The 26,265-nt window shown below is 49.2% G+C and carries 28 protein-coding genes; 18 read left to right on the top strand and 10 right to left on the bottom strand.

Going from position 1 to position 26,265, the window contains the following annotated elements:
• Window positions 1–4: 4 nt before the first annotated feature.
• Window positions 5–694, top strand: coding sequence for a dTDP-4-dehydrorhamnose reductase (rfbD, locus tag JVX88_RS06845; RefSeq protein WP_211626586.1), 690 nt, complete (start codon window positions 5–7; stop codon window positions 692–694).
• On the opposite strand, the gene JVX88_RS06850 is transcribed toward rfbD, so the two are convergent.
• Genes JVX88_RS06850 through JVX88_RS06860 form a run of 3 tightly spaced genes read right to left on the bottom strand, consistent with a single transcriptional unit; the run spans window position 591 to window position 4,597 of the window.
• Complete coding sequence (locus tag JVX88_RS06850) at window positions 591–1,088, bottom strand: NAD-dependent epimerase/dehydratase family protein (protein WP_211626587.1); 498 nt, start codon at window positions 1,086–1,088, stop codon at window positions 591–593. The genes rfbD and JVX88_RS06850 overlap by 104 nt on opposite strands.
• 14 nt (window positions 1,089–1,102) lie before the next feature.
• Window positions 1,103–3,589 (bottom strand): GumC family protein, encoded by a 2,487-nt coding sequence (locus tag JVX88_RS06855; RefSeq protein WP_211626588.1) that lies wholly within the window; start codon window positions 3,587–3,589, stop codon window positions 1,103–1,105.
• Between the two features lie 24 nt (window positions 3,590–3,613).
• A complete protein-coding gene (locus tag JVX88_RS06860) occupies window positions 3,614–4,597 on the bottom strand; it encodes a polysaccharide biosynthesis/export family protein (RefSeq protein WP_211626589.1) in 984 nt (327 codons plus the stop codon).
• Window positions 4,598–4,814: 217 nt separating this feature from the next.
• Here JVX88_RS06860 and mutS point away from each other — a divergent pair, with 217 nt between their 5' ends.
• From mutS to JVX88_RS06875, 3 genes are all read left to right on the top strand, one after another.
• On the top strand, window positions 4,815–7,478 hold the full coding sequence (gene mutS / locus JVX88_RS06865) for a DNA mismatch repair protein MutS (RefSeq protein ID WP_211626590.1): 2,664 nt from the start codon (window positions 4,815–4,817) through the stop codon (window positions 7,476–7,478).
• An 86-nt stretch (window positions 7,479–7,564) separates the two neighbouring features.
• The gene (locus JVX88_RS06870; protein WP_211626591.1) at window positions 7,565–8,674 is read left to right on the top strand and encodes a glycoside hydrolase family 3 protein; all 1,110 of its coding nucleotides are present in this window, start codon (window positions 7,565–7,567) and stop codon (window positions 8,672–8,674) included.
• A 19-nt stretch (window positions 8,675–8,693) separates the two neighbouring features.
• Window positions 8,694–9,056: an ABC transporter substrate-binding protein gene (locus JVX88_RS06875; RefSeq protein WP_211626592.1), complete on the top strand. Its 363-nt coding sequence runs from the start codon at window positions 8,694–8,696 to the stop codon at window positions 9,054–9,056.
• 217 nt (window positions 9,057–9,273) lie between these two features.
• On the opposite strand, the gene JVX88_RS06880 is transcribed toward JVX88_RS06875, so the two are convergent.
• The gene (locus JVX88_RS06880; protein WP_211626593.1) at window positions 9,274–9,621 is read right to left on the bottom strand and encodes an STAS domain-containing protein; all 348 of its coding nucleotides are present in this window, start codon (window positions 9,619–9,621) and stop codon (window positions 9,274–9,276) included.
• An 89-nt stretch (window positions 9,622–9,710) separates the two neighbouring features.
• Window positions 9,711–10,121, bottom strand: coding sequence for an ATP-binding protein (locus JVX88_RS06885; protein ID WP_211626594.1), 411 nt, complete (start codon window positions 10,119–10,121; stop codon window positions 9,711–9,713).
• A 78-nt stretch (window positions 10,122–10,199) separates the two neighbouring features.
• On the opposite strand from JVX88_RS06885, the gene aroA reads away from it, so the two are divergent.
• From aroA to JVX88_RS06910, 5 genes are all read left to right on the top strand, one after another.
• A complete protein-coding gene (gene aroA / locus JVX88_RS06890) occupies window positions 10,200–11,501 on the top strand; it encodes a 3-phosphoshikimate 1-carboxyvinyltransferase (RefSeq protein WP_211626595.1) in 1,302 nt (433 codons plus the stop codon).
• A gap of 4 nt (window positions 11,502–11,505) precedes the next feature.
• A complete protein-coding gene (locus JVX88_RS06895; RefSeq protein WP_211626596.1) occupies window positions 11,506–12,021 on the top strand; it encodes a shikimate kinase in 516 nt (171 codons plus the stop codon).
• A 174-nt stretch (window positions 12,022–12,195) separates the two neighbouring features.
• Window positions 12,196–12,678 carry a BON domain-containing protein gene (locus tag JVX88_RS06900; RefSeq protein WP_211626597.1) on the top strand — a complete coding sequence of 161 codons (483 nt, stop codon included), beginning with the start codon at window positions 12,196–12,198 and terminating at the stop codon, window positions 12,676–12,678.
• A 17-nt stretch (window positions 12,679–12,695) separates the two neighbouring features.
• Window positions 12,696–13,076 (top strand): LysM peptidoglycan-binding domain-containing protein, encoded by a 381-nt coding sequence (locus JVX88_RS06905; RefSeq protein WP_211626598.1) that lies wholly within the window; start codon window positions 12,696–12,698, stop codon window positions 13,074–13,076.
• 87 nt (window positions 13,077–13,163) lie between these two features.
• On the top strand, window positions 13,164–14,261 hold the full coding sequence (locus JVX88_RS06910; protein ID WP_211626599.1) for a Gfo/Idh/MocA family protein: 1,098 nt from the start codon (window positions 13,164–13,166) through the stop codon (window positions 14,259–14,261).
• Window positions 14,262–14,327: 66 nt separating this feature from the next.
• Here JVX88_RS06910 and JVX88_RS06915 read toward each other — a convergent pair whose 3' ends face one another.
• Window positions 14,328–16,292, bottom strand: coding sequence for an alpha/beta hydrolase family protein (locus JVX88_RS06915; RefSeq protein ID WP_211626600.1), 1,965 nt, complete (start codon window positions 16,290–16,292; stop codon window positions 14,328–14,330).
• 114 nt (window positions 16,293–16,406) lie between these two features.
• Window positions 16,407–17,159 carry a hypothetical protein gene (locus JVX88_RS06920; RefSeq protein WP_211626601.1) on the bottom strand — a complete coding sequence of 251 codons (753 nt, stop codon included), beginning with the start codon at window positions 17,157–17,159 and terminating at the stop codon, window positions 16,407–16,409.
• 344 nt (window positions 17,160–17,503) lie between these two features.
• Between JVX88_RS06920 and JVX88_RS06925 the strand changes: the two genes are divergently transcribed.
• The 8 genes from JVX88_RS06925 to JVX88_RS06960 all read left to right on the top strand — a co-directional run bounded on the left by JVX88_RS06925 (window position 17,504) and on the right by JVX88_RS06960 (window position 21,982).
• Window positions 17,504–17,911: a DUF1801 domain-containing protein gene (locus JVX88_RS06925; RefSeq protein ID WP_211626602.1), complete on the top strand. Its 408-nt coding sequence runs from the start codon at window positions 17,504–17,506 to the stop codon at window positions 17,909–17,911.
• Window positions 17,912–18,310 (top strand): hypothetical protein, encoded by a 399-nt coding sequence (locus JVX88_RS06930; protein WP_211626603.1) that lies wholly within the window; start codon window positions 17,912–17,914, stop codon window positions 18,308–18,310.
• Window positions 18,307–18,825, top strand: coding sequence for an SRPBCC domain-containing protein (locus JVX88_RS06935; protein ID WP_211626604.1), 519 nt, complete (start codon window positions 18,307–18,309; stop codon window positions 18,823–18,825). The genes JVX88_RS06930 and JVX88_RS06935 overlap by 4 nt, the downstream gene beginning before the upstream one ends.
• Window positions 18,818–19,210 carry a DoxX family protein gene (locus JVX88_RS06940; RefSeq protein WP_211626605.1) on the top strand — a complete coding sequence of 131 codons (393 nt, stop codon included), beginning with the start codon at window positions 18,818–18,820 and terminating at the stop codon, window positions 19,208–19,210. The genes JVX88_RS06935 and JVX88_RS06940 overlap by 8 nt, the downstream gene beginning before the upstream one ends.
• A gap of 9 nt (window positions 19,211–19,219) precedes the next feature.
• Complete coding sequence (locus JVX88_RS06945; RefSeq protein ID WP_211626606.1) at window positions 19,220–19,684, top strand: SRPBCC domain-containing protein; 465 nt, start codon at window positions 19,220–19,222, stop codon at window positions 19,682–19,684.
• 19 nt (window positions 19,685–19,703) lie between these two features.
• Window positions 19,704–20,096 (top strand): DoxX family protein, encoded by a 393-nt coding sequence (locus JVX88_RS06950; protein WP_211626607.1) that lies wholly within the window; start codon window positions 19,704–19,706, stop codon window positions 20,094–20,096.
• Between the two features lie 11 nt (window positions 20,097–20,107).
• On the top strand, window positions 20,108–20,461 hold the full coding sequence (locus tag JVX88_RS06955) for a DUF1428 domain-containing protein (protein ID WP_211626608.1): 354 nt from the start codon (window positions 20,108–20,110) through the stop codon (window positions 20,459–20,461).
• Window positions 20,462–20,524: 63 nt separating this feature from the next.
• A complete protein-coding gene (locus JVX88_RS06960) occupies window positions 20,525–21,982 on the top strand; it encodes an MATE family efflux transporter (RefSeq protein WP_211626609.1) in 1,458 nt (485 codons plus the stop codon).
• On the opposite strand, the gene JVX88_RS06965 is transcribed toward JVX88_RS06960, so the two are convergent.
• Window positions 21,979–22,155, bottom strand: coding sequence for a hypothetical protein (locus JVX88_RS06965; RefSeq protein WP_211626610.1), 177 nt, complete (start codon window positions 22,153–22,155; stop codon window positions 21,979–21,981). The genes JVX88_RS06960 and JVX88_RS06965 overlap by 4 nt on opposite strands.
• Window positions 22,156–22,224: 69 nt before the next feature.
• Here JVX88_RS06965 and JVX88_RS06970 point away from each other — a divergent pair, with 69 nt between their 5' ends.
• A complete protein-coding gene (locus tag JVX88_RS06970) occupies window positions 22,225–24,546 on the top strand; it encodes an alpha/beta fold hydrolase (RefSeq protein WP_211626611.1) in 2,322 nt (773 codons plus the stop codon).
• 193 nt (window positions 24,547–24,739) lie between these two features.
• On the opposite strand, the gene JVX88_RS06975 is transcribed toward JVX88_RS06970, so the two are convergent.
• Window positions 24,740–25,768 carry a hypothetical protein gene (locus JVX88_RS06975; RefSeq protein WP_211626612.1) on the bottom strand — a complete coding sequence of 343 codons (1,029 nt, stop codon included), beginning with the start codon at window positions 25,766–25,768 and terminating at the stop codon, window positions 24,740–24,742.
• Window positions 25,765–26,196: an ABC transporter transmembrane domain-containing protein gene (locus JVX88_RS06980; RefSeq protein ID WP_211626613.1), complete on the bottom strand. Its 432-nt coding sequence runs from the start codon at window positions 26,194–26,196 to the stop codon at window positions 25,765–25,767. The genes JVX88_RS06975 and JVX88_RS06980 overlap by 4 nt, the downstream gene beginning before the upstream one ends.
• Between the last annotated feature and the right edge of the window lie 69 nt (window positions 26,197–26,265).

The raw sequence follows: 26,265 nt of genomic DNA on the forward strand, positions 1-26,265 counted from the left end.
GAAAATGAAGATCTTGATAACGGGAGCTCGGGGAATGGTTGCCCGAGCTGCGGCGGCATATGCTTCGTCAATCGGTGATGAGGTCATCGCCCTAGACCGCGGCAGGCTTGATATTTCTGACCGCGAAAACGTTCGTGCTGTTATAAATTCGATGCGCCCGGACGCAGTAGTTAACTGCGCGGCTTTTACGAATGTTGACGGGGCGGAGTCCGATCGGGCGACGTGTTATGCCGCGAATGCGGAAGGCGCTGAGAATCTTGCGTTGGCGTGTCGTGAAATAGGTGCGAAGTTTTTGACCATATCGACCGATTACGTATTTGATGGTAAAAAGAAAGGCTTTTATGTTGAATCTGATACACCCAACCCTCTCAGTATTTACGCAAGCTCTAAATATGAGGGTGAACTTCGGACACGGGCAGCAGATCCGAATGCGATCGTTCTTCGCTCGGGTTGGATATACGGCCCGGGAGGGACGAATTTTTTAAGCGTAATGCCGGAGCTTCTTGCAAAGGACACGGCCATAAAAGTGGTCAGCGATTCGCGCGGTACCCCAACTTACGCGGGCGACCTGGTCCGGCGGATCCGCGAACTTATAGATAAGGACGCAAGCGGAATATTTCACGCGCAAGTTTTTCCCAACCATAAGCATCCTGCGGCATTGCGGGGTAAGCGTCTTCCTCTTTTAGCGGTGTAACATTTTCGTTTTCCTGAAGATATTCGGGATAAATACAGGCAGAACTTGTGTACAAATACCTCCCGACCCCATTCACCCTCGATGCTTCAAGAGTATGGAGATTGATCAGCGAGTTGTTATACAAAATCTGGGCATGATGTGCGGAGATAAATCCCATCCCTCCCATATCGGCTGCGAGGGCGTAAACCTCTTCGACGTTCCGCGTTGCCTGAAGGCACGAATCCCAGCGACGGAGGTCAAGTATCTCAAATTCATCAGCATATGTTTCTCCGAATTCGGGGTATTTGAGGTCAACTCCTCTGACCCAAAATCCAAGACCCTTCAAGTACGTCACCAAGTGACTTCCGATAAACCCGCCTGCACCGGTCACAAGGACCCGCTTATTCTCCGACATATGGTTATTCTTCTTTATCCCCGATCGTCTGAGTGAAAGTAATTATCTCTGTGGTAGTAGCTTTGGTAGTAGTAATAATTATCCTGCGAACGCAGGTTGACATTATTGAGAACGACCCCAACGATCCTCGCTCCAACATCAACCAACAATTGCCGAGCCCTTCGTACGACCTGACGCGAACTCTTACCGGAATGAACTACCAGCACCACTCCATCTACCATCGACGCAATGAGCACGCCGTCCGTAAACGAGGTTATCGGCGGCGAATCTATAACGACGTGCGTGAAGTGTTCCTGCAGCATACTCATCAGCTTGACCATTTGCTCCGAACCGATAAGCTCCGCCGGGTTCGGCGGGATCGGACCCGACGTCAACAGATTAAGCTTTGAGCCTTCGTCCTGCTTTATCAGCGAAAGGATCTCTTTGTCGGTCATCTCGCTAGAGAGAACAGTGCTGAGCCCGTCGCCATTCTCAATACCGAATACAGAATGAAGTCTTGGACGGCGCATGTCGCCATCGATGATCAGCACTTTGGCACCAGTTTGGGCCAAGCTGATAGCCGTATTCGTCGCAGTAGTAGTTTTTCCTTCAGACGGCAAACTGGATGTTACCAACAGCGATTTTGGTGCGTGACCGGCGGTGGACAACAATATCGAGGTTCGCAACTGTCTATAAGCTTCTGCCAACGACGACCGAGGATCGGCGTTGATGAGAAGCTCGGAACTAAGGTCATCAGCAGCCTCATCACCTTCATTCTTCCCAACCAGCAAGAGTTTCCGGCGCGGCATCGAATCGATAGTGGGAATTGCCGCAAGAGCTGGAAGCTGCAAATAGTTCTCTATCTCTTCGGTGGTTTTGATAGTGTCGTCAAGATATTCAAGGAACAACGCCAGCCCCATTCCAAAAAGAGTTGAAAGAAATAATACGCCAAGAACGGTAGTCAGCCGCTGCGGTCCGATCGGTTTCTCCGGAGGAATGGCAAAGGCAGCGACGCTAATGTTGTTATCCGAACCCTTTGAGGCAACGTCATTTGAACTTTGCTGTTTCCTAAGATTGTCGAGAAAGCCTTTGTTTGTCTCAATATTCTGCTCAAGAAGTCTTATCTGAACAGCACCGATATTCTGCCCTTGTGCTTCATTATACTTCTGATTATATGTTGCGCGGATCTTATCCTCTGCCTCACGGGCTCGAGCCAAGTTAGTCCTCAAAGTTTCAGTCAACACTGAAGATGAACGCTTCCTAAATTCTTCAAGTTCTGCCCGATTTTTCGCCAGCGCTTGAGCAAGGGAGCGTTCGAGGCTTTCGATCTGGCGGTCTATTTCCTTTATCTCAGGTGCAGACTCTTGAAAAACGACAAGTTTTTGGTCACGAAGTGCTCGAAGCTCTGCTGTTTTCTTCTCAACATCAGTACGGAGCTCTCGAACCGAATTTTCCTGCTCGGTGATATAGCGTGCAAGCTTATCTTCGACGAGAGAGCGACTGCTTTCCGGTGATCTTACTGCAGCATTATATTCGGCTTCGGCAAGCTTTCTTGCGTTCTCTGCTTCCAGAAGCTGACGATTCAAAAGCGAAAGTTGCGAAAGTACAAGAGTGTTCTCGCCTTCGGTCTTTAGGATACCTTCACTCTTTTTTAGTTCGACCAGCCTGATCTCATCATTCTTGATGTCCGTCTGGAGATCAGCGATGCGCTGCTGAAGAAAATCGCTGGTTTTCCTACTCGTCCCAGACCGCTTTTCCTGATTATAGGTTGTAAACGATTCGCCGATCCCGTTCACAACAAAGGCCGCAAGCTCCGGATCGGTGTGACGAAAGGAAACCTCGATCAAACGCGTATCCTTAAAAGTGGTGCGCGGGTCTCTGATTGGTTCAACGCCTAAATTTTGCTGAATAAGGGTTACATACGGAGCCAACCGAACAGCTTCAGCGATCTCGTCAGCAGAGGCAAGAGTAGATGCTCCAACGGCTGCAGAATTGGAATTTGCATCCTTCTTCTCTCCACTTGCCAAGCCAACAGCACGCAGGATCGAACGCCAAGCCGAGATGCCGCTTTCGTTCCGAGCTTCTAAAAACTCTTTATTTACATCAAGGTTATGATCCTTGATAACTCTGCGAAGAAGTGTATCGCTGCTCAGTAACTGAAGCTGTGTATTAAAATACGCCGGATCGGGAGCAGACATTGGACGCTGTCGGTCAGACGTTACGAGATCCGGGTTGGCTTGCTCCAGGTCAACCTGTATTACCGCTTTTGCCTGATATACATCCGGCTTTCGGGCAACGTAGATCGCAGCAGCAGTCGTCGCCAACACGGCAAGTCCGATCACCAACCATAGACGTTTTCGGATGGCCCGCCAGTAATCAAGAAATGTAATTCCTTCCTGCGCGTTGAGTTCGCGATAAGCAGGATATCTCTCCGAACCGGCCACTAGATGCGGCGTAAATGGCCGTTCGATCTCGACCGTCTCGCCGATGGGCCGCTGAATTATTTCACGACTTTCTTTCATCAGATACGAATATGGTCAAATCCGTCAGGGAGTGACTCGGTAAAAGATCGTACCAACACCCTGAGTAAGTGACCTCCCTATCGCGTTCAAAATACTTTTCGCTTTGTCTTCGCTTACGGCAACAATGTCGTTCGGTTCAAGGAATGGATCACGCACCTTACCCGAATCAATATCTTTTAAATTGAACGTCATCTCAATCCGTTCAGCCTCACCCGGTTTTTGCCTGAAAACTCGCACCTCGTCCTTCTTCGTTGCTGGCTTAAGTCCCTCTGCAGAAGCTAAGGCCTGTGTTAGGGTAATAGGCTCGCGCATGGTTACCTGGCCTTGTTTGTTAACGTTCCCGTAAACGAACACAACGTCTGCCGGAAGAACGGATACTGTATCACCAGCCCGCATTACCAGATCAACTCTGTTCTCCAAGATATCGCGGAGCTTGTAGCTCATCAGGGTTAGGCCTTCATCATCATCATCATCATTAGCATTTCTGGGATCACATACGGACGCGTTAGCTCTTCTTGCCACGAGAACACCCGAGCCAGCCTCTTTCGATGGCCCGCCGGCAATGGCCAACAATTCCAATAATCTAAGTCTTCTGGTGATAAAATATGCCGCCGGTTTTTCAACAGCTCCAATCACCGAATACGATTGAGAAAATTGTTCGACCGTCGTTACGTTGACCTCAGGATTTCGCAGATAATCCTTTCGGTAAGCATCGGCGATATCATTAGCTAATTCGCGTTCAGTCTTGCAGACAGCAATTAAAGGCTCCGGAAGTCTAAATAGATTGATCGTGCCATTGGCATTAACCCTAACCCGTTGTGAAAGCTGCGGCTGTCCAAACACCTGGACCTCAATCGTGTCCTGTAAGCCGATCCTATATCTGTCGCTTTCAAATGGAACCGGAGTGGGCACTGCAGAACCGTTTAATGTCCCGTCTTGACCGAGAGAACTAACAGTCAAGGTGATCAAAGAGAGCACCCCTAACAAGATCGATCTTAAGTAAAGCATTTAGACCTCCATGCGACATCAATATGACAAAGATATTAGTTACCAATCATTCTGATTGCTATCTTTCTCTGCCGGTTGTTCGCATTATTGTCGCGTCCGAAACCCTTAGTTTCAAAATAATTAGATTAACAGATGCAACAACCTTTGAAAACCGCGAAGTTTAAATCCGTTTATGATTTCGGTAAACTCACAATCGCCTGACAGGCAACTCTCTGTTATGGAAAAAGTCACTCCGATGCTCCGGCAGTACTTGGAGATCAAAAAAAGCTATCCGGGCACTTTGCTATTCTTTCGTCTAGGCGATTTTTACGAGATGTTCAACGAGGACGCGGTGATAGGTGCACGTGAACTCCAAATAACCTTGACTGCCCGCCAGAAAGACTCTCCTAACCCAATCCCAATGTGTGGAGTCCCTCACCACGCTGCTGCTAGTTACATCTCTAAACTTGTTCGAAAAGGTTATCGGGTTGCGATCTGCGAACAGGCCGAACCTGCCGGAAAAGGAACAAAGCTTGTAAGACGCGAAGTGGTGAGGGTCATTACGCCTGGCACTTCAATCGACGAACAACTAGTTGAACCAACCGAATCCATTTTCCTAGCTGCGATCGCATTTGTCGCAGATCGCATCGGAGCAGCGTTTCTTGATATTTCCAGCGGAGAGATATTAACAACGGAGACAGAAGAAAAGGACGGCTGGGAAGCGATAATCCAACATATAGAACGCTTTTCTCCCCGTGAGATTCTTGTTGAGACGCAACATAAGCATCTTATCTCTAACAAATTGGGGTATCTAGACTTAGCTGCCTCGTTTGTTAACGAGAATAGAGAAGTTACGCCATCACCTAACGGAACATCTGTCACCGAGATCGAAGGGTTCGCTGACCTAAAGGAATCGGCAGAAAACTTAAAGAGACACTTCAACGTCCGCGAGCTTTCGGGTTTCGGCCTTGACGAACATCCGGCCGCGGTCGTAGCCGCGTCAGAGTGTTTGAGGTACGCAAAGAATACGCAGAAAACGTCAGCAATCCATATATCTGAGCTTAGATTCATTGACAACTCAGATTTTCTGGTACTTGACGCGGTAACCTTAGCCAACCTTGAGATTTTGAAACCGCGGACGGATGGCCCCAGACGTACATTGATCTCAATAATTGATGAAACAATAACCGCAATGGGTGGACGTTTGCTCAGATCGTGGCTGCTACGTCCATTGGTCAAGCGCTCGGAAATAATGACCCGTCAGGAAGCTGTTGCTGAGCTTTTCCAACCGATCCTTCGAGAGGAGTTAAGGTTTTACCTTAAGAATGTCACCGATCTTGAACGTATTATTGGACGTTTACACGTGGGAACAATGCCGGCGCGCGACCTGCTTGCCCTTGAACGTTCGCTGGCACAAGTTCCTTCCATCATCGACCTACTTCAGGATACAAGGTCTCCCTTGCTGCAGGTATTAGTCGAGAACATGTTCGAGTTGCCGGAAATTAGGGAGATAATCTCTACAGCTATTGTCGATGAGCCCCCAGCCAATCTATCGGATGGAGGGATCATTAGAGATGGTTTCAATCCAGAGCTTGATGAACTACGCTCAATCTCCTTATCAGTAAAATCTGCGATCGCTAGCTTTGAACAAAATGAACGGGAAAGGTCTGGAATATCAACTCTCAAGGTGCGATACAACAATGTATTCGGTTACTACATCGAGGTTTCGAAGGCCCAACTTTCGCGTGCTCCCGATGACTACGAGCGAAGACAGACACTTGCCAATGCAGAGCGCTTCACGACGCCCCAACTGAAAGAATGGGAAGCAAAAGTTCTCGGAGCTGAGGAAAAGATAGCGGCCATCGAATCCCGTATCTATTCTGAAATACTTGAAACAGTCCGAAACGAGACGACCCGACTCAGATCTACTGCTCGGGCATTTGCAACGCTTGATGCTCTGGCTTCCCTTGCCGAGACCGCAGCTCGTAGAAACTTTGTGGCTCCCTCGATCCATGAAAGCGACGAGATCGAGATCGTGAAAGGAAGGCATCCAGTGGTTGAGGCCAATATTCGTGACGAATTCGTTCCAAACGATGTCTACTTGAATAATTCGACCTACCGCCTTCTTGTGATAACTGGGCCGAATATGGGCGGCAAATCTACTCTCCTGAGACAGGTCGCGCTGATACAGATACTTGCACAAATTGGTTCTTTTGTTCCTGCGGCTTCTGCCCGGCTTCCTATCGTTGATAGGATCTGGACACGCGTTGGAGCCTCCGACGACCTCGCCTCAGGACGTTCTACGTTTATGGTAGAAATGACCGAAACGGCAGCGATACTCCATAATGCGACCCCGCGTAGCTTGATCTTACTTGATGAGATCGGGCGCGGAACTTCTACGTTCGACGGGCTTTCGATCGCTTGGGCAGTTGCCGAATATCTCCATAATTCGGTTGATCGAGCTGCAAAGACTATCTTCGCAACACATTATCATGAGCTGACCGAACTTGCGGAGAATTTGCCGGGAGCCAAGAATTATCAGATGGCGGCGACAGAGGACAGAGGTGATGTCGTCTTTCTACATCGACTTGAAAAAGGAAAAGCGTCAAAATCATATGGGATCGCCGTAGCTAAACTCGCTGGACTCCCTCAGCCGGTAATTGATCGGGCTAGAAGTGTGCTCCAGAAGCTTGAAAAATATGAGCTTGCTATATTTGCCGATGAGCATGAGAAGGATCGCGGCATCGCGACTGCGGCGGGCCGATCAGCAACAATACAAAATTCATTGTTTGCCATCGCGAATGAGGCAGTTATTGAAGAGCTAAGACACGCGGAGATAGAAAATCTGTCCCCTAATGAGATCAAACAATTGGTCGAAGATATTAAGCGAAAAATTGTTTGACAGGCTCCGCCACGAAACTCGTTACTTATCCAAGCACTTTAACTGTTGGAGCGCCTACACCTAAACCGATACTTTAATTAAATTAGATGCGAATTAACGCTAAATATCCTCAGTCGCTGAGTATTGCCGAGAAAATTGGTCAGCTTTTCTTTATTGGCTTGCCGGGACCAGAACTTGATGATGTAACGTTTGAACTGATCAAGACTGTTAAACCGGGAGGGGTGTGTCTATTCGCTCGCAATATAAAGTCCGCTTCCCAGACTCGTGAATTGCTTGACGGCATACGATCAGCTTCGACTATTGAACCTTTTTTGAGCATCGACCAAGAGGGCGGCGCGGTTGACCGACTTCGCAGGATCATCGAACCTATGCCGGCCGCCTCACAGATAAGGACCGGAGACCAAGCAGCCAAACTTGGGCGAATAATCGGTGAAACACTTCGCAGGCTAGGATTCAACACAGACTTTGCTCCTGTTGTCGATGTTATCAATGAAGAGCGCTCTTCTTATGTTAACGGACTCCGATCGCGAAATTTTGGTGATTCAGTTCGGTCTGTGACTGAAATGTCCGGTGCCTTTCTTCGCGAGCTTCGCTCAGCTGGCATTCTTGGTTGTTTGAAACATTTTCCGGGACTTGGGGCCTCTCAGCTTGACTCTCATGAAGATCTACCGGTTATTGAAATAGAACGTTCTGAGCTAGACGATATTGACCTCGCTCCTTATCGGGAACTTTTGCCCAAATTCCATGAGGTTTTTGTTATGGTCGCACACGCCGCATACCCAAAGGCCGCATTCCAGTCTTCTGATCAGGCTGGCCGGGTTTTACCTTCCTCATTAGATCCAAAGGTAATTAACGTGTTACTTCGAAACGAATTGGGGTTCAATGGTGTCGTTTTAACAGACGACCTAGAGATGGGAGCGATCATTAAAAATTATGGCATCGACGAGGCAGCTAGAATGGCAATTTCCGCTGGAAACGATATGCTAGCCATATGTGCAGGACAAGATAACATCCGGCGAGCTCATGAATCCATTGCAGAAATGCTGAATAATGAAATCATATCTGAAAAGAGTATCGACCTATCTATCGGGCGCATACTTGATTTGAAGTCGCATATTATGCAACCCTTGCCATTTGATGTATCCCGCATTGAAGCCCTTTCGCAGGAGATCGTCGAGCTTAAAAACGCGTTGTAAAATTCGGAGGAGTTTATCTTTGAATAGAGTTATTATTATTTTAGTCACGCTTTCCCTATTGTTGTTCGCTTCATGCAGACGAAACAGTTCTGAACACGTTACGATCGCACTTCCGGAACCGTTTTCTACTTTTGATACCTTAACGTCCGCAACTTCTGATGCAGCGGCAGAACGGGTCCGGAACTTGATGTTCAACTCGTTGGTCAAGAAGAATGATAATTTCGAGTATGTTGGCGAGATGGCCGAACAGATAACTTCTTCAGAAGATGGAAAGACTATTACTTTCACACTTCGCGACAATGTTAAGTTCCACAATGGAAAGGTCCTCACTTCCGCCGATGTCAAATATACATTTGATACACTTTTCGCGAGTAAAGGATAAATCCGACCGGAAGCTGGCCAAACGAGTCGGTCGAAAAAATTGCCAATGCAATCAATGCAAGAACTGCTTTCATAAAACTATGAATAAATAGCAAATTATAGTTTACCATCAAAGGTTAATGAATATGGATGTGTCGCCGAAGTTTCAGGATGCCCTTCATACGAAAAAGGGCAAAGGCTTTCGCCTTTACCCAGATCCGGCTGAACAGGTTCGATCTTTAATTGAACGATGCGAGAGCGTCTTCTTCGCTGTCGTAAACATCGAATACGGTCAAAAGCTTTGTGATGGCGAGAAGGTCCTGTATCTTTTGGGTAAGTTTGAGCAGCTTCAGCGATCCTCCTTCTTTGTTCACAGCTGTGAAGCTAGAAACGAGCTCGCCGATACCGCTGGAGTCGATATAACCAACGCCGGCAAGGTTCAAAAGGATCTTGTTTTTCCCTTCGCCGAGCATACGGCGAATGGCATTCCTCAATGCGACGCTTCCTTCGCCGATCGTCACCTTTCCTTCTAGGTCAAGGATCGAAACATCGCCCGCTTGGCGTTCAGAAATTGTGATATCAGACATTTTCTTCTCCTAAGTTTGATTAATTGAAATGAAAGCGAAAGCCGATTGTAGAACATATATATCTTAAAAGTCCAAGAACAAGCTGACATTCAGACCTTTTTTAACATTCTAACCATCATTCCGCCGCCTACGGCCGAAGACCATTCAACCTCGTCCATGAAAGAACGCATGAACAATATGCCTCGGCCGTTGGCCTTCAAAAGGTTTTCCGGATCGGTCGGGTCCGGTATCTCGTCAACTTCAAAGCCTGCGCCAAAATCGCGGACACATATTTCAAGGCCCTCGGAGACACATGCAAAACGCAGTTCGACGACCTTCGTCTCATCGAATTTGTTCCCATGCTTTACCGCATTTGCCACCGATTCGCGTACCGCAAGGTCTATGGCCGAAAGAACTTCATCACCAAAGCCGTTCTCGCGCGCAAAACGCTCTGCACTTACCGCGGCTTCATCGACCGATTCTATGCGTGTCGGAAGTTTGTATTCCTGAGTATTGTTCACGTTATTTATTGTAAGTTATCGGCTTAAAGATGCCTGTGTCAAGACAAATCCCGCAGAAACAAAGTAAAATCTTTGTGTATGAGAATAAGTGGAGCCAGCTCTGTCGTTGGTAATGTAAAACTTCCGGGCGACAAATCCATTTCTCATCGTGCCGCCTTAATAGGTGCACTCGCGAATGGCGAAACGGTAATAGGCAACTTTGCCGATAGCGACGATTGTCACTCGACCTTGCGATGTCTAGAGGCATTGGGCATCGGGGTTCAGAGAAACGGCGGCGTGGTGATGATCGCCGGAAAGGGTAAATTTGGCTTTCGCCGGCCTCAAGCTCCTTTGGATTGCGGAAATAGCGGCACAACGATGCGTTTGCTCGCCGGCGTCTTGGCAGGACAGCCTTTCCAAACGGAATTGACCGGTGATGCATCGCTAGGTCGGCGTCCGATGGAGCGTGTCGCAGAGCCGCTCAGACAAATGGGGGCCGCTATTGAAACAAGTGAAGGACACGCACCTATTAGGATCAGCGGCCACAAGCCCTTGAAGGCTATTGAATACGAAGCGCCCGTAGCTTCCGCCCAGCTGAAATCTTGTGTTCTATTAGCGGGTCTTTATGCCGAGGGACGAACGATAGTTTCGGAGACCACGGAAACCCGGGATCATACCGAGCGTATGCTCGCAGCATTCGGAGCAGACCTTCGTGAGTTTGATGCCGAAGGAGCGACAGGCATTGCCGTCTCCGGCGGAAGTGAACTGAATGGTCAAAATATCCAGATCCCCGCAGATCCGTCGGGTGCCGCATTCTTTGCCGTAGCGGCCGCCTGTCTTCCGGGGTCAAGAATAACGTTCCAAAAAGTCGGTACGAATCCCTCCAGGGTCGCGTTCCTTGACCTTCTATCGGAACTTGGGGTAAAAGCGGATCACTCGAGTCCCGGAGTCTCCGCCGGTGAGCCTTTTGCAGATATTCATATCAGCAATTCGAAGAATGTCCTGTCCCTGCCTTCGATACTTGTTATAGACGGCGAGCGTATAGCTGGGTTAATCGATGAATTGCCGATCATTGCAGTTCTGGGAACCAAGGTTGCTCCGGGTATTGAGGTTCGCGATGCCTCAGAGCTGCGGGTAAAGGAATCTGACCGGATCGCAGGAATGGTTGAGAATCTCAGGAAAATGGGTGCGGACATCGAAGAATTTCCCGACGGTTTCCGTGTAAAACATTCGCGGCTTTTCGGAGCGCGCGTCGATTCATTTGGTGATCATCGTATCGCGATGGCGTGCTCCGTAGCGGCGCTTTTTGCGGAAGGTGAGACCAAGATCGGAGGAGCCGAATGTGCTTCAGTCTCCTTTCCGAATTTTTATCGAGAGCTGGAATCGGTTACAGTTCGTTAGTCCGATGAAAGCAAAAAACAGCATCGCATTAACAGGTTTTATGGGTGTTGGCAAATCCAGCGTTGCGCGCCACCTGTCTGCGATAACTGGGTTTAAACAGGTAGATCTTGACCGCTACATAGAAAAATGCAGCGGAAGAAAGATCGCCGAGATCTTTGATCACGATGGGGAAGCGGCCTATCGCGATCTTGAGACTGAGCATCTAAAGACTTTACTGGCTGATACAGACGCAGCGATCGTCTCGCTCGGCGGCGGTACATGGACCATTGAACGTAACCGAGCGATCATTCGATCACATGGACTTATCAGCGTCTGGCTCGAATCAACCTTTGAACACTGCTGGCAAAATATACGCAAATCCAGAAAGGAGCGGCCGCTTGCACGAAACAAGAAAGCCGCGCAGGAGCTTTTTGATTCGCGGCAGTCTGTGTATTGCCTCGCGGATTGGCATTTTATAGTCCGGCCTGAATTTAACTCCTATGAGATAGCCCAACAGATCGCCGAACAGGTGCTATCATGAATATCCAAAATTTTAGTTGAAATTTGACGTGCGATGAATCAAGATATTAGCCATTGATTCAGTTGGTTAGCTCGGTCGTTTTAGCCGAGCGTGTTTTCGGGATCGCTGCTGGCAAGTAGGGTTTGCGATCATGGGAATTTGATATTAGAAACGTCTCGAAAATCTGGAGGAACAATGAAAATAAAGTTTCTGACGATATTAAGTATAGCAGCGGTTGCTTTTTTGGCTGCATGTGGAAAAAGTGATGCCGACCTTCAAAAGGCGGTTCAGGACAAGCTGGCAGCGGATAAGGTTACCGGCGTCTCGGTGGCGGTCAGTAATGGCGTGGCGACACTTTCGGGGGAAGTCGCGGATATTACTGTCAAGAATAAAGCGGAAGCCTCGGCTCGTGCTGTTGAAGGCATCAAATCCGTTACGAACAATGTAACAACGCGTCCGCTTCCCGTAGCAACTCCGGCAGCATCTGATCAGGCACAGACCGGTAAGATAACCGAGGACCTAAAGAAGGCCGGATGTACCGGAGCGACGGTAGAGGCCAAAGACGGTGCAGTGACCGTTTCCGGCGAAGTCCCGGATGCCAAATATGCCGAATGTGTTCAGGTTGTGATGCAGTCCGGGATTACGGGGATAAAGAACGAACTTAAGAAGGGTAAATAAGCAGGGAGGAACCAGAAATGTCAGTACAGGAAAAATATCAGACACTTCTCGATCTTGCCAATCAGAATGGTACGACCTACGAGTTGACCGAAGGCGAGAATGGGACACTTATCATTACCGGCGTGGCGCCCTCAGCGGAAGCCAAACAGCAGCTTTGGGATGAATATGAACGGCTCGACCCTGAATTCAGGTCGGGCGACCTGATCCTTAACATCCAAACTGCTGAAGCTGCCGCCGGCGGCGGAATGCATACCTATACAGTAGTTTCGGGTGACAATCTGTCAAAGATCGCCAGCAAGTACGGCATCCAGTGGAAAGCCATTTGGGACCACAATCGTGATATCCTCAATCATCCGGATAAGATCTATCCGGGACAGGAACTGAAGATCCCGATGTAATCCGCGGATATCTTGGAATAACTGGCCGAGCGATTTTGTACAGCTCGGCCTTTTGCATTTTGCGGTAATATTTTTTGAAATTGAACCATGGGGAAAAAGGTTGGCATAGGCTTTATCGGAACCGGTTTTGCCCGGCGTGTTCAAATACCCGGTTTCTCTTTCTGCAGCGAAGCCAGATTGGTGTCAGTTGCGAGCGGCAGCAAGGAAAACGCTGAGGCAACGGCCAGGGAGTTTGGCATCGGGCATTTTACCGCAGATTGGCGTGAAACGGCTTCGCATCCGGAGGTTGATCTCGTTTGCATCACCACGCCGCCGGTGATGCACCGCGAGATGACGCTGTTCGCTCTAGAGCACAAGAAACATATCCTTGCCGAAAAGCCAATGGCGATGAACATTACTGAAGCATTGGAAATGGTAGCCGCAGCAGAAGGCTCGGGCACGCTTGCTCTTATCGATCACGAACTCCGTTTTCTGCCGGGGCGGCAAAAGGCGTATGCGATGCTGCGCGACGGAGCGATCGGGCGGATTCGGCACGCGAAGTACAATTTCCGGGCACCACATCGCGGCGACCCGAAGCAGCCGTGGGACTGGTGGTCTGATATCAATTCAGGTGGCGGTGCTCTCGGTGCGATCAGCTCTCACATAATCGATTCCTTCAATTGGTTTCTCGGCACCGAAGCATCAACTGTTTGTTGTCAGCTTCAATCCCACATAAAGGAAAGGCCTTACGGGTACGAGATGCGACGCGTTACTACTGATGATGAAGCACTGATGATATTTAGATTTCGCGAAAGTGAGCTAACCGAAGACGCTACCGGTATGGTTTCCATCTCGATGCTCGAAGGGCCGGGTTATACAAACAGGATCGAGTTTTTCGGGACAGAAGGTTCTATCAGGATAGAACACCGCGGCCACATTTATATCTCAAAGAATGGTGATGAAGATTGGTCACCCGTGGAGGTTGACATCCCGCCGGGCATTGAAGGCGTGCTGGATTCCGGATTCCCTAGCGGCTTCCGGGCATTTGCGCCAAAGATTATCGAGGCTATCGCCGAAGGAAGAACGGATATCGAAAACGCAGCAACATTCAGCGATGGCGTGAAAGTTCAAAGGGTGCTCGATGCCGCTCGGGAATCGGATGCCACCGGCCGGCGTGTTGATATCGCCGTTGCAAAGGCAGCTTGATCGGCATTCGCAGCTAGAAGGAATACTCCGCCTGATTCTCAGATGGAAGTAATACCTTCCATCTGACTACTTCAAATACCTATCCAAAAAATCTGCCACCAGCGGATACAGTTCCAGCCTGTTCTTCAGTTTTGAGATGCCATGGCCCTCGTCGTCATATAGCTTGTATTCAACGATGGCGTTACGTTCGCGAAGAGCCTTGACGACCTGTTCGGCCTCGGTGTAAGGCACCCGCGGGTCGTTCTTCCCGTGAATTACGAACAAAGGTGTCTTGATCCGGTCGATCTTTCGTATCGGCGAGATCCTTCGAAGGAATTCGATGTCTCGGTCAAGCCTCCCATATTCGACCTCGCGCTGGCGGCGCCGATAGCCAGAAGTGTTTTGCAAGAATGTTTCCCAGTTCACGATCCCGACGGTATTTACAGCTGCGGCCCAGAGATCAGGATAGAGCGTTATCGCCGCCATCGTCATATAACCGCCATAACTGCCGCCCATAACGGCAATGCGGCGCGGATCAGCTCCGCCTTTTGTCGTAAGCCATTGGTGAGCTGCGGCGATATCTTTTACTGAATCCTCACGTTTTTCAACGTCGTCCAAATGCGTATACGTCTTTCCATATCCGGTCGAGCCGCGAACATTCGGATCGAGCACTGCATATCCCCGCGAAAGATAGTACTGAAAAAGCGGATTGAATCCGGGACGCGATTGTCCTTCGGGCCCGCCGTGGATAGAAACGATCACCGAGTAGGCGGTTGCTGTGTTGCCCCTCTGACGCGGGCCGTCGTCCGATGGGTTTCGCGGCCGGTTTTCATTAAGTTTTGGCCGGTAGAACCACGCCGGGATCTCGCGCCCGTCAAAGGTCTTGAATTTTATGAGTTCCGGAACGATAAAGGTCGCTGGGTCAATTCCGGCCCGGTCGCTTTGCGTTACCTGTGTTAGCTTTTTCGACTCGATGTGATAGATCCAAATATCGCCGTTGTGTTTTGATGAACTGAAAGAAAAAGCAAGCTTGTCCTGATCCTTTGAAAAAGCAAGCCCGCCGATAATTCCTTGAGCCGGAAGCTCAACCTTTGTCTTGCGGTTTAGGAAGGTCGTTAGCAGCGGTTTCCCATCGGTTTCAATTTCTTTGATATACAGCTCCGAAAACCCCTCGCGGTTTATGACATATGCGAACCTGCTTGCGTAGTCGGGCAGCTCGATCCCGCTTATGTCCCATTGAGTATCGTCAAGAATTCGAACTTCGCGGTTTGCATCGCTCCAATCATCAGGACGTGCCGGATTGCGAAGCCGCATATGCGACAAGCTATAAAATTCCCGATTGTCGTTTTGCGCAAAAACCAGCGACTTGCCATCCGGCAAGAAGCCTGCATCGCCGAACTGAGCTGAGCCCGTATGCGGCGTGATCAAAGTCTCTTTCTTGCTTGCCACATCAACGAGGAAAAGGTTGTTGTCGAGAGACAATTCCCCACCAGACCGAGATACGACAAGCTTTTTACCGAATTGATCGACGGCCGCAACACTGTTATTGCTGTCGAACTGATAAATGAGTTCTTCTTTGCCCGAAGCGATATCCATCCTGTAAATATCAAAGTAATTCCGGTCACGCTTATTGGAGCCGTAATAGATCGTCTTGCCGTCAAACGAGATCTGGCCGAAATTGTGGCGGACCCGAGGATCGTCGGTGAGCGCACGGACACCGCTTCCATCCGGCTTCATATAGAAGAACTGAGTGTTCTCATCACCGCCGCGCGCCTTTCCGAAGATCAATCCGCTTCCGTCCGGAAGCCAGCGGACGAAGCTGACATTGTCTTCGTAGTTGGTCAACTGGCGCGGTTTGCCCTGCGGGAGGTCGATCAACCAAACCTGCGATGTGCCCGTCGTATTTGTCGTATAAGCGAGCTGTTTCCCGTCAGGCGAAAATGTTGGCCCGCCGGCGGACTTTATACTCAAATATTGCTGGATGGTGTAAGGCTGTGCGAATGCGGCCGCAGCAAAAAGTAAAAGCGCGGCCAGGACGTTTGTTCTTCTCATAGGTTTAATTCAGGCTAACAGGATCTGAGGGAATTATATATCCAAGCCGCCCGACTGCGAAGTCTTACATCGTCTGAGTGAACGATCGCGGATCGCGAGTTGCCGGCGAATTCGTTAATTGACGTTTTTGCCTAGTATGAAGAACTGAGGAAAACTTACCGGCTCCGCGGCCGCGGGAAGATACTTTATGATCTTCTCGGCGTTACCGTCCGCGACCTTTAACTCTACTTGTTTCGTAGGGTCCTTCAGGGCAACCGACAAACCACCGATAAGCTTTTGTCCGTTGCGTAATCCTGCCCGATATGCGGCGGTATCGGGCTTCACGCCGGAAAACTCTTTGGTCTTTGAAAGGTTTTCAAGATCAAATCCAAGTTCGAATGTCTTCAGGGATTCCATTCTGAGTCCTACATCGCTTCCCAAAGCGTCTGCTGCAGGGACAATTGTTTCGCCGCGCTCGATCTGCCGTTCGAAGTCTCCGGCCACATCCCTGCCTACTATTTGTGAGGCCCTTTCAGCGAACAACGACGGGGAAAGTTCACGTTTACCGCTATCTGATGTCTTCATCAGATCGAACATAAGATCGTCAAGAGATCTTTTCTCGCCGCTCGCCCTTTGGATGGCGGCGTTCCAGTTCAATGCGAGCATAAAGCCTCGAAGATACGGCAGCCGCTGCACTCTTGGATCTGACCAGAAATCTCGGATAATACGTTCATTGGACTCATTCCGAACCGGCGAAAGACAATATTCGCGGATGAGATCGTTATATTCCGCCACCAAGGTTTCCTGCGAGATCAGGCCGGCGCGAAACATCGTCAGATACGTGTAATACTCGGTGAACCAGTACATCGAACGATCGTCTTTCGGCATTCGGCCCAGCCTTCCGGGGACCCAGTTGTGAGCATATTCGTGTGCGATTATCGACCGAAGCCGAGCGATGCTGACGTTCTGCGTGGAAAACAGGGCGAATGAATCGTGAAGTCCCGTGCAGCCGAATGAAAGCGCGTTCGGTGCTTCAAGTATCGGGACTAGAGTGACTAGGAAATGCTCCTGCCAATCGTCTTTCCAAAAGGAACGCTGTGCCGCGATGATGCGTGCTATGGCTTCGGTAAGTTCTTCATCGCTGAATTTCCAGTCGCCGCGGATCGCAAGAAATACCGGTATGAAGAAAATAGACTTGAGGATAGTTCTCGAAGCAGCGCAAAGTTAATGATATGGCAAAGGCAACGACTACGATCAAAGAGAATGAGACCAATCTTGTTTCCGAACTCATTTCCGGTCTCGAACACCCGTTCAAGTCCGAGATCGATGAAATGAGACATTTGATACTAGGACTCGATACCTTGGTAACCGAAAAGATCAAGTGGAACGCGCCAAGTTTCTGTTGGAACGGAGAGGATCGCATCACATTCAAACTACAGCCTAGAAACTGTTTCCAGATAGTTTTTCATCGAGGAGCGAACCCCTCCGGGCAGGGGAGTGTTACCGTTTCCGATCCAAAAGGCCTTTTGAAGTGGGCGGCCGCAGACCGGGCAGTTGCGACCATTCCGGATGCCGCTTACTTCCAAGAACACAAGCAAGCTCTTTTGGACATTTCATTGAGTTGGATGAGGCCAGCGTAAATGATGCAGCAAGTGATCAAGAGTTTCGGAGCTGTCGTCGCGGGTTTGGCATTTATCGTCATATCACACAACGCGGCGGACAAGATCTTAGAGGCAATGGGCGTATTCCCACCACCAGAGGAGGGGTTGCACGTTACATGGATGCTTTTGCTTGCAACCGCATATCGGACCGTTCTCTCGATAGCGGGGTGCTACTTGACCGCATTTCTTGCGCCGGGCCGGCCAATGCTCCATGCTTTGATCCTTGGACTCATTGGCTTGGTCGGAGCCTCAGCAGCGGCGATAGTGGTGATTCCGATGGATCTTTCACCTGCTTGGTATCCGGTTGCGCTTGCGGCGTTGGCTCTGCCCTGCGCCTGGATCGGCGGAAAATTAAGACAAAAACAACTGCCACTATGAACATTTCACCTGAACAGAACGTCTCCGGAGAACTCAAGGGCGACCGCGAGATCGTCATTTCTCGAATATTCGACGCGCCCCGACAATTGGTCTGGAAGGCGTGGACCGATCCGAACCACATCTCCTCGTGGTGGGGGCCGCGTGGATTCGACGCACCTCCTTGCGAGGTCGATCTCCGGCCCGGAGGAACCTTTCTTATCAACCTGAATGGCCCCGACGGCAACATATATCCCTGCAAGGGCACATTTCGCGAGGTGGTTGAGCCCGAACGAATTGTTTACGACGGCCCGCCAAATGAACCGGCCGGCTGCGGTGCCGGCATCCCCCCGGACGCCACGGTTACGGTAATTTTTGCTGATATCGGTAAACAGACCAAGCTCACTATCCACACTCTTTTGGCGTCGGAAGATCATCGTATAGCCGCACGTAATGAAGGATTTATCGAAGGCTGGCAGCAGAGCCTGAACCGGCTGGCAGAGGAGATCGAAAAAGGAGCGATCAAACAAAATGACTGAATCAAACACCGATAAGCGGCCCTGGGCAGGATACATCATTACCGCGCTTCCGGCGCTGTTTCTCTTGATGGATGCGGTTATGAAGTTTGTTAAGCCTGAACCCGTCGTTGAGACGACAGTCGGGCTCGGTTATCCCGAACATCTCATCGGGCCTATCGGTGCGATCCTGTTGATAAGTCTGGTACTTTATCTGATCCCGAAGACCGCAGTGCTGGGGGCTATTTTGCTTGCCGGCTATCTCGGAGGTGCAGTCGCTACACATGTCCGCGTCGAAAGCCCTCTTTTCACACACACGCTTTTCCCGGTCTATATAGGCATACTTATCTGGCTGGGACTGTATCTTAGGGAGGCAAGGCTTCGGGCTCTTCTACCGCTTAGGAGCTAGAAAAGAAGTATGAATGAAGTTGCAGCAGCTATAAGGACTGAAGGGGCGAATCTATCACTGGAACGAATTTTTGACGCTCCAATAGACCTACTTTTCGAGGTCTGGACAGAGCCTAAGCATCTCGTTAACTGGTGGGGCCCGAACGATTTTACCTTGCCGCATTGCGATGTAGATTTCCGCGTTGGTGGAAAGTATCGTTTTTGTATGCGTTCGCCCGAGGGCGAAGATCATTGGGTGACCGGTGAATACAAGATCATTGATGAACCATCCTCGTTGGCATTCACGTGGATACGGGAGGACACAAGCGGAAACGCTTTGTGCGACACTTTAGTAAGCATTTCGCTTGAGCAGTATAATGGTGGAACGCGGCTTATACTCGAGCACACGGGATTTGATTCTGTGCCGTACCGAGATGAACATATTAGCGGCTGGGGCGCATGTCTTGATCGGCTTATTGAATACGTCACAGTTTGATCAATTAAAGGAGATTAACATGGAAAATGAAATGAGGCATACGGGCTCAAAACCACTTATTTATATTGGCTGGGCCATCAGTATTTTGGTCGGGCTTGCTCTTCTGGCGAGTAGCATCTTTAAGTTTATGCCCCCGAATGCCGAGGCGGAACAGGGGTTACAGCACATTGGCTGGCGTGCCGATCAAATGGCAACTCTGGGCGTGCTTGAGATCTTATCGGCGATATTGTTTCTGATACCACAAACGGCGGTCGTTGGAGCTATCCTCGTAACCGGATATATGGGCGGTGCGATCGCAACCCATCTGCGCGTTGGCGATCCGGTCATCGTCCAGATCATTATTCCGATGCTGGCATGGCTAGGTATTTGGTTGCGCGACTATCGGCTTCGCTCAATATTGCCATTAAGATAACGAGAATTATTATGTCAAAATACGCTGATCTTTACTTACTACCGATCGCCGAAGCTAACGTTCCTGATTATAAGAAGGTCGCGACCAAGGCCGGAAAAATATTTGTTAAGAATGGAGCAATACGCTATCGCGAATACGTTGCTTCGGATCTTGAAGCTGAAGGGGTCGCAAGGTTTGACAAACTTCTCAAACTCAAGCCCGGCGAAACCGTCATCTTCGCGACCATCGAATTCAAATCTGAAGCTCATCGAAAGGCAACAATGAAGAAAATAATGTCCGATCCCGAACTTACAGGACCGGATAAAGTGCTTTTCGATTATAAGCGAATGGTATATGCTGGCTTCAAAATTCTAGTTGACCTTTAGCCGGTCGGCCACGCGAGGCGTATAATTTTGTCCTATAGTTCGTGATGTCCGAATGACGAAATTATGGCCGAAGCCTCAGAAAAACAGTCGATGCCGGAAACGAATAATTCAAAGACCTCCGAACCGACTACCGTAAAATACGACCGTTCTATAATTGAGGGCTCATTGGCTCGTGCGGTATGGAAGATCGCATGGCCCACGATGCTGACGAATGCGTTCAGCGGACTTCAAGGAATCATAGACCATGTTCTGGTCGGAAATTTTGTCGGTGGTAAGGCAAATGCTGCAATAGGCGTCAGCGTTCAGCTATGGATCGTTGTTATCGTTTTTATTTCATCGATCTTTATTGGAATGAATGTGCTTGTTGCCAGGTTTGTGGGTGCCGGCGACGAAGAAAAGGTCAATCGCACGGTATATCAAGCCTTTCTAACAGCAGCCTTTCTTGCCTTTGTGGTCCTCGCACCTATAGGATATTTGGCCGCACCATACCTGCTTGATCTGGTAAATGCGGCACCTGAGGTGCAGTCTGAAGCCCTTCCATATCTCAGGATAATGTATGTTTTCAGCGGTGGGATGCTGATCTTCTTCATGCTTGGCGGAGCCCTTCGCTCGGCCGGAGATGCAAGGACACCGATGGTCCTCGGCATTGTTATGACCTTGTTGAACCTGGTTTTAAGCTTTGTTCTGATCATTGGAGTAGGTCCGGTACCGGCATTCGGAACGATAGGTTCGGCGATGGGGACGGTCATTGCTGCAGGACTTGTTGCTATTTACTCGATATGGAAACTTGTATCGGGTGGTTGGGTGGTATCGTTCCCTCAGCGCGGATACGCACCTGATTGGGATGTGATAAAAAAGCTTTTCAAATTTGGTCTGCCCGCTGGCTTCCAGGGTATTGCGATGAACATCGGCGGTGTCGCAATGCTTGCCTTTATCGGTTCGCTCGCACAAAGCGCTGCGGCTCAGGCGGCATATGCCGTAGCATATATGCAGGTCTTTTCGCTGATTACTTGGACATCGATGGGATTGATGGGAGCGGCAGCGACGGTCGCCGGACAGAATCTCGGGGCAAGACAGCCTGATCGAGCATTAAAGGCGGTACATACCGCTGCGAGGTTCGGATTGGCCGGAGCAACATTTTTAGGGATATTCTTTTTTTTCTTTCCAGAAAAGATATTGGGGCTGTTTGGTTTGACCGATCCAGTAATAACTTCGATCGGCACCCAACTTTTAAGAACGCTTAGTCTTTCCGGTCTATTCATTGCGATGGCTCTAACCTATACGGGCGGACTGCAGGGAACCGGCGACACTAAAAGCCCTATGTACATTTCGATAATTTCTCAGCTTGTTCTGCCGTTGACGATCTGTTTTGTTGTTCAGCAGACGGTGGGCCTTGAAGCCATTCATATCTGGCTTGCTATTTTGGCAGGTCATTTTACGAGGTTCTTACTTAGCTTTATACGATTCAACCAGGGGGGCTGGAGAAACATTGCGGTTGATATAACAGCAAGCCCGAATTAACAGGCCGATTCGTCGTTGCTATAGGCAATATCGTCATCAAGGTTCTCACCTTCGTAGTCGGCCTCATAATCTTCGTAACCGTGAGCATCATCGTAGTAATAGCTTCTTTCTTCTATAGGTAATTTCTCTGTACCCTTTTTGTTCGGTCGTTTTGGTTTCGGCAAATCACCCATATAATGTTTATAATCATTCCATTCCATTGTAAAAAAGTGCGCCCAACGGTTTTATCTTCGCATATAAGTATGAAAAAAACATCGTTTTCTTCACTACCGCTCGCATTACTCTTACTGATATTCGTCGTTTCAAGTGCTGTCGCCCAAAGTCTGACCGTTCGTCAGATAATGGCCGAGCCATCAATAGCTGGGCAGCGCGTTTCCGGCGAGAAATTATCTCCGGACGGAACCAAGGTGATCTTTTTGTGGAATGCCGAAGGCCAGCCAAAGCGAGATCTTTACCTAGTGTCCACAAGCGGCGGTGCACGGGAAAAGATACTTAGCTCTAGCCAGCTTCCGGAGCCTCAGCGTCCGCCGGAACGTCCGAACCCTTTGAATTATGGTGTGGATATGCGGGACCAGTTTGTCCGCGACCGTGAGAATCAGCTTGGCAACTTTGAATGGTCGCCCGATTCAAAACGGCTTGTTTTTACGCATTCCGGCGATATTTTCTTGATGACTCTTGCGGATCGATCAATCAAACGTTATACGCAGACGCAAGCCCCGGAATTCGGCGCCCGTTTTCTTGACAACGATCGAATAATATTTTCGCAGGGTGGAAATGCTTTTGTTCTGAATATCTCGGATGCAACTATCACACAGATTACACATGAGGCTAACCAGCAACAGTTCATTTCCATCGGTAATGTCGCAACAAGCAAGAACGGTAAAATGGCCGCTTATGTGGTTACGGATAGCTCGAAACAGCGGCAATTGATCGTTCCGAATTTTTTGCCGGAATATGTTACAGGTGGCGGGCCGCGAAGAGGCTGGTCTGAGCAGAGACTTATGTTCATGCCGACGGACGGCAGCCGTCAGGCACCACACGAAATAAAACTGCCAAAGCATGAGGGCGTTTCCAGCTTTCGCCGGATGGTGTGGGCATCGGACGACCGTTCGCTCATCGTAGATCGTCTGGATAAAGACACAAAACGCCGTCAGCTTTTCTATATTTACAACGTTGGGGCAAAGGACGAGAAGATAATCCTCATCACGGAAGAGACTGACGATAAGTGGCAGGCCCCGCTTTCTACTATTTTTGAACCGCATCCAAACAATCCCGCACAGCTCTTCTTTGGTTCCGAGCGCGATGGCTACAACCATCTTTATCTCGCAACCCTCCAGGCTGAGATACGATCGTCAGGAAGCGTGACTAACGAGAATGATCGGGTTGCCGAAGGCTCGCCTGGCTTCACTTCAAACGTAAAGATCGAGCAACTAACGAAAGGAAGCTGGCAGGTAGAATGGGCTAGATGGATGACTGACGGGCAGATCGTCTACATTTCTACGGAAAATTCTTATTTGGAACGCGAGTTCTATACTGTTGACCCAAGGAATGCTTCCAGAGTTAAACTTGCCACTCACGGCGTAGGAATGAAGGGAAGTCCGCAGCTCTCAGATAGCGGTGAACAGGTACTTATTTATGATTATTCAAGATGGAACCAGCCCTCGGATCTTTACGCTGTAAAGCTATGTAAAGGATGCGACTTTACTTCTAACACGAGCCAACTGACCGAAACTGTTCCAAAGACATTCTCAGAGCGAACGTGGACCGTTCCCCAGTTTATTGAGATAACTTCCCGAGACGGAAAAAGGATACCGGCAAAGATCTATCTTCCACCCGGACATAACAAAAATTCGCGAACAAAGTATCCGATGGCGATCTTCGTCCATGGAGCCGGCTATCTTCAGAACGTGATCAATGGCTGGAACAACTATTATCGCGAATTTATGTTCAATGACATGCTCGCGAAAAAAGGCTATGTGGTTCTGGACATCGATTATCGCGGTTCAGCGGGTTACGGCCGCGATTGGAGAACGGATGTTTACGATTTTCTGGGCGGAAAGGATTTTGACGACCACATTGATTCTATTGACCATATGGTCAAAAATTATGCCGTGGATCAAAAACGCATAGGGGTTTACGGCGGCAGTTATGGAGGATTTATGGCCGGCATGCTAGTAATGCGTGCCCCCGAACGCATAGCGGCCGCGGCTGCTCTCCGTTCTGTCTTCGATTGGAAGAATTACTACGCTGCGAATCCATTTTATACCGCTCAGCGTCTGGGTTTCCCAGATAAAAATCCTGAAGCCTACAAGCGGAGCTCGCCGATCGCGTACGCCGATAAACTTGAACGGCCTTTGCTGATACTGCACGGAATGGTTGACGACAACGTTCATGTTCAGGACAGCATTCAGCTAATCGAGAAGCTCATTCGATTACAAAAGACTCAATACTTTGAGGCGATGCTTTATCCATCGGAGAATCATGCATTTGTCCGGCCTGAGAGTTGGGCCGATGAATATGAGCGTATTCTCTGGTTTTTTGAGAAGCATCTTGCCGTGAAATAGAGACCAAGCAAATCATGTCGACGGACGGATCTGATCAAGGATCTTCTCTAGATCAACAGATCGTTAATCGCCAAAATAACGGGAGAACGCCCATAAAAGCATCACCACCAAGAAGGTCGTAGCTACAACGCTTGCATAAACGCAGTTCCAAAAGCGGGCAGGTTTTTCGTCGAGGGGTTCTTTTTCCATTACATTATGTTCGGTGAAATCCTCGTTCGATGTCTTTCATCGAAAGACGGAGTATTACGGGACGTCCGTGGGGGCAAGTTGTCGGCGACGAGGTCAAAAGCAGCCGATCGATCAACCATTGCATTTTCTCCGGTGTAAGCTTCATATTGATCTTTACCGCTGCCTTGCATGCAAGACTTGCGGCGATGTCATCACGAAATGACGATTTCGCCGAGCCGCGTTTTCCAGGATCTATGTTATCAAGTATTTCAGCGAAAAGGTTTCTTGCCTCCGCCGGAGGAAGGTCAGTAGGAATAGATCTTATTGCTACAGTGCGGCCTGAAAGCCTCATCAGGCCAAATCCAAGCATGGTGAGTTCATCTTCGATCAACGAGAAGGCCTCTGATTGGGCAGGCGTCAGATCAACGGTCTCAGGTATAAGCAGATTCTGCGATTCGATCGCTCTTTCGCTTTCGCGGCGTCGGTATTTATCGAAAAGGATGCGTTCGTGAGCAACATGCTGGTCGATCAGAAGAAGACCTTCGTCATCAGCAGCGATTATGAAACTATCGTGAAGCTGCGCGATCGGTTTTATTTTTTCCTTAACAACATCACTTATTTCGGTTTCCTTAACGAGTCGTACCGCGGAATCTACCGGAGGCATCTCGGCAAATGCGGCAACCTCAACTGAAACATTCTCTTCGCTGAAAACATAGCGTTCATTCGCAGCTTGTTCAAATGCTTCTGCAATGTTTTCTAATTGAGTATGATCGTTTGGCTGATCAGATACTGATAGGTATTCGCTCTCGATCTCAGAAGAATCAAGTGCAGCAGACCGGACAGGAAGTTCAGATCGAATTTCCGTCACGGCAGCTTCGGTCGCAAGGGAAAGCGTTGCTTGTTCAAGTATGGGTCCGAAAGGGTTTCCCGTCTGTGAAAGAGGCTCGCTCTTGTCGTTCAGATCCATTTCATCTGAGGTTGACTCATTCGATCGGAACTGGATTCCTGCTCCCGCGAGCGATGCACGGACCGCCTCTGCTATCACATCTTTCACCGCTTCGCTGCGCCGGAAGCGCACTTCAGTTTTTGCGGGATCCGGTGTTTCTCAAAGAACGAGGCGGGTTGCTTCAACAGATGATCATAAAGTTCGCGTCTGAGATCGAGAACCGCCGATTGTCCTATCTTTGCCATCAAAAAAGATGAGAAGTATTCTGACAGGCCTTTTCCGATCGTGATCGTGATAAGAATGGCGGCGATCGCCGTCCACGCAGCAAACCAATCATCCTGCGGTATCATTCGATGCAGGTTTAATAAAATGTCGGAATGGATCGACTTTTGCGGGACGAATTGATTGAAGATCGGTATAAGCAAAGCCCCTGTCGCCATTTCAAAAAAAGCGACAAGCCCCATCGCGATGAACGCAAAAAGAAAAGAGACCCAGTGCGGCCGAACATATCTCAACAGGAGTCTCAGGTCGTTCATCGCAATTATCAGGAATACAAGACTATACGTTATTCAGTTCTCGGTTGTCCAAATCGCCATTGTTTGCAA

The sequence above is a fragment of the Leptolyngbya sp. 7M genome (assembly GCF_018128485.1).

Bases quoted from the DNA above. Each gene is read 5' to 3' on its own strand.
- rfbD (WP_211626586.1), top strand. From the start codon at position 5: ATGAAGATCTTGATAACGGGAGCTCGGGGAATGGTTGCCCGAGCTGCG.
- JVX88_RS06850 (WP_211626587.1), bottom strand. From the start codon at position 1,088: ATGTCGGAGAATAAGCGGGTCCTTGTGACCGGTGCAGGCGGGTTTATC.
- JVX88_RS06855 (WP_211626588.1), bottom strand. From the start codon at position 3,589: ATGAAAGAAAGTCGTGAAATAATTCAGCGGCCCATCGGCGAGACGGTC.
- JVX88_RS06860 (WP_211626589.1), bottom strand. From the start codon at position 4,597: ATGCTTTACTTAAGATCGATCTTGTTAGGGGTGCTCTCTTTGATCACC.
- mutS (WP_211626590.1), top strand. From the start codon at position 4,815: ATGGAAAAAGTCACTCCGATGCTCCGGCAGTACTTGGAGATCAAAAAA.
- JVX88_RS06870 (WP_211626591.1), top strand. From the start codon at position 7,565: ATGCGAATTAACGCTAAATATCCTCAGTCGCTGAGTATTGCCGAGAAA.
- JVX88_RS06880 (WP_211626593.1), bottom strand. From the start codon at position 9,621: ATGTCTGATATCACAATTTCTGAACGCCAAGCGGGCGATGTTTCGATC.
- aroA (WP_211626595.1), top strand. From the start codon at position 10,200: ATGAGAATAAGTGGAGCCAGCTCTGTCGTTGGTAATGTAAAACTTCCG.
- JVX88_RS06895 (WP_211626596.1), top strand. From the start codon at position 11,506: ATGAAAGCAAAAAACAGCATCGCATTAACAGGTTTTATGGGTGTTGGC.
- JVX88_RS06900 (WP_211626597.1), top strand. From the start codon at position 12,196: ATGAAAATAAAGTTTCTGACGATATTAAGTATAGCAGCGGTTGCTTTT.
- JVX88_RS06905 (WP_211626598.1), top strand. From the start codon at position 12,696: ATGTCAGTACAGGAAAAATATCAGACACTTCTCGATCTTGCCAATCAG.
- JVX88_RS06910 (WP_211626599.1), top strand. From the start codon at position 13,164: ATGGGGAAAAAGGTTGGCATAGGCTTTATCGGAACCGGTTTTGCCCGG.
- JVX88_RS06915 (WP_211626600.1), bottom strand. From the start codon at position 16,292: ATGAGAAGAACAAACGTCCTGGCCGCGCTTTTACTTTTTGCTGCGGCC.
- JVX88_RS06920 (WP_211626601.1), bottom strand. From the start codon at position 17,159: ATGCCGAAAGACGATCGTTCGATGTACTGGTTCACCGAGTATTACACG.
- JVX88_RS06925 (WP_211626602.1), top strand. From the start codon at position 17,504: ATGGCAAAGGCAACGACTACGATCAAAGAGAATGAGACCAATCTTGTT.
- JVX88_RS06930 (WP_211626603.1), top strand. From the start codon at position 17,912: ATGATGCAGCAAGTGATCAAGAGTTTCGGAGCTGTCGTCGCGGGTTTG.
- JVX88_RS06935 (WP_211626604.1), top strand. From the start codon at position 18,307: ATGAACATTTCACCTGAACAGAACGTCTCCGGAGAACTCAAGGGCGAC.
- JVX88_RS06940 (WP_211626605.1), top strand. From the start codon at position 18,818: ATGACTGAATCAAACACCGATAAGCGGCCCTGGGCAGGATACATCATT.
- JVX88_RS06945 (WP_211626606.1), top strand. From the start codon at position 19,220: ATGAATGAAGTTGCAGCAGCTATAAGGACTGAAGGGGCGAATCTATCA.
- JVX88_RS06950 (WP_211626607.1), top strand. From the start codon at position 19,704: ATGGAAAATGAAATGAGGCATACGGGCTCAAAACCACTTATTTATATT.
- JVX88_RS06955 (WP_211626608.1), top strand. From the start codon at position 20,108: ATGTCAAAATACGCTGATCTTTACTTACTACCGATCGCCGAAGCTAAC.
- JVX88_RS06960 (WP_211626609.1), top strand. From the start codon at position 20,525: ATGGCCGAAGCCTCAGAAAAACAGTCGATGCCGGAAACGAATAATTCA.
- JVX88_RS06965 (WP_211626610.1), bottom strand. From the start codon at position 22,155: ATGGGTGATTTGCCGAAACCAAAACGACCGAACAAAAAGGGTACAGAG.
- JVX88_RS06970 (WP_211626611.1), top strand. From the start codon at position 22,225: ATGAAAAAAACATCGTTTTCTTCACTACCGCTCGCATTACTCTTACTG.
- JVX88_RS06980 (WP_211626613.1), bottom strand. From the start codon at position 26,196: ATGAACGACCTGAGACTCCTGTTGAGATATGTTCGGCCGCACTGGGTC.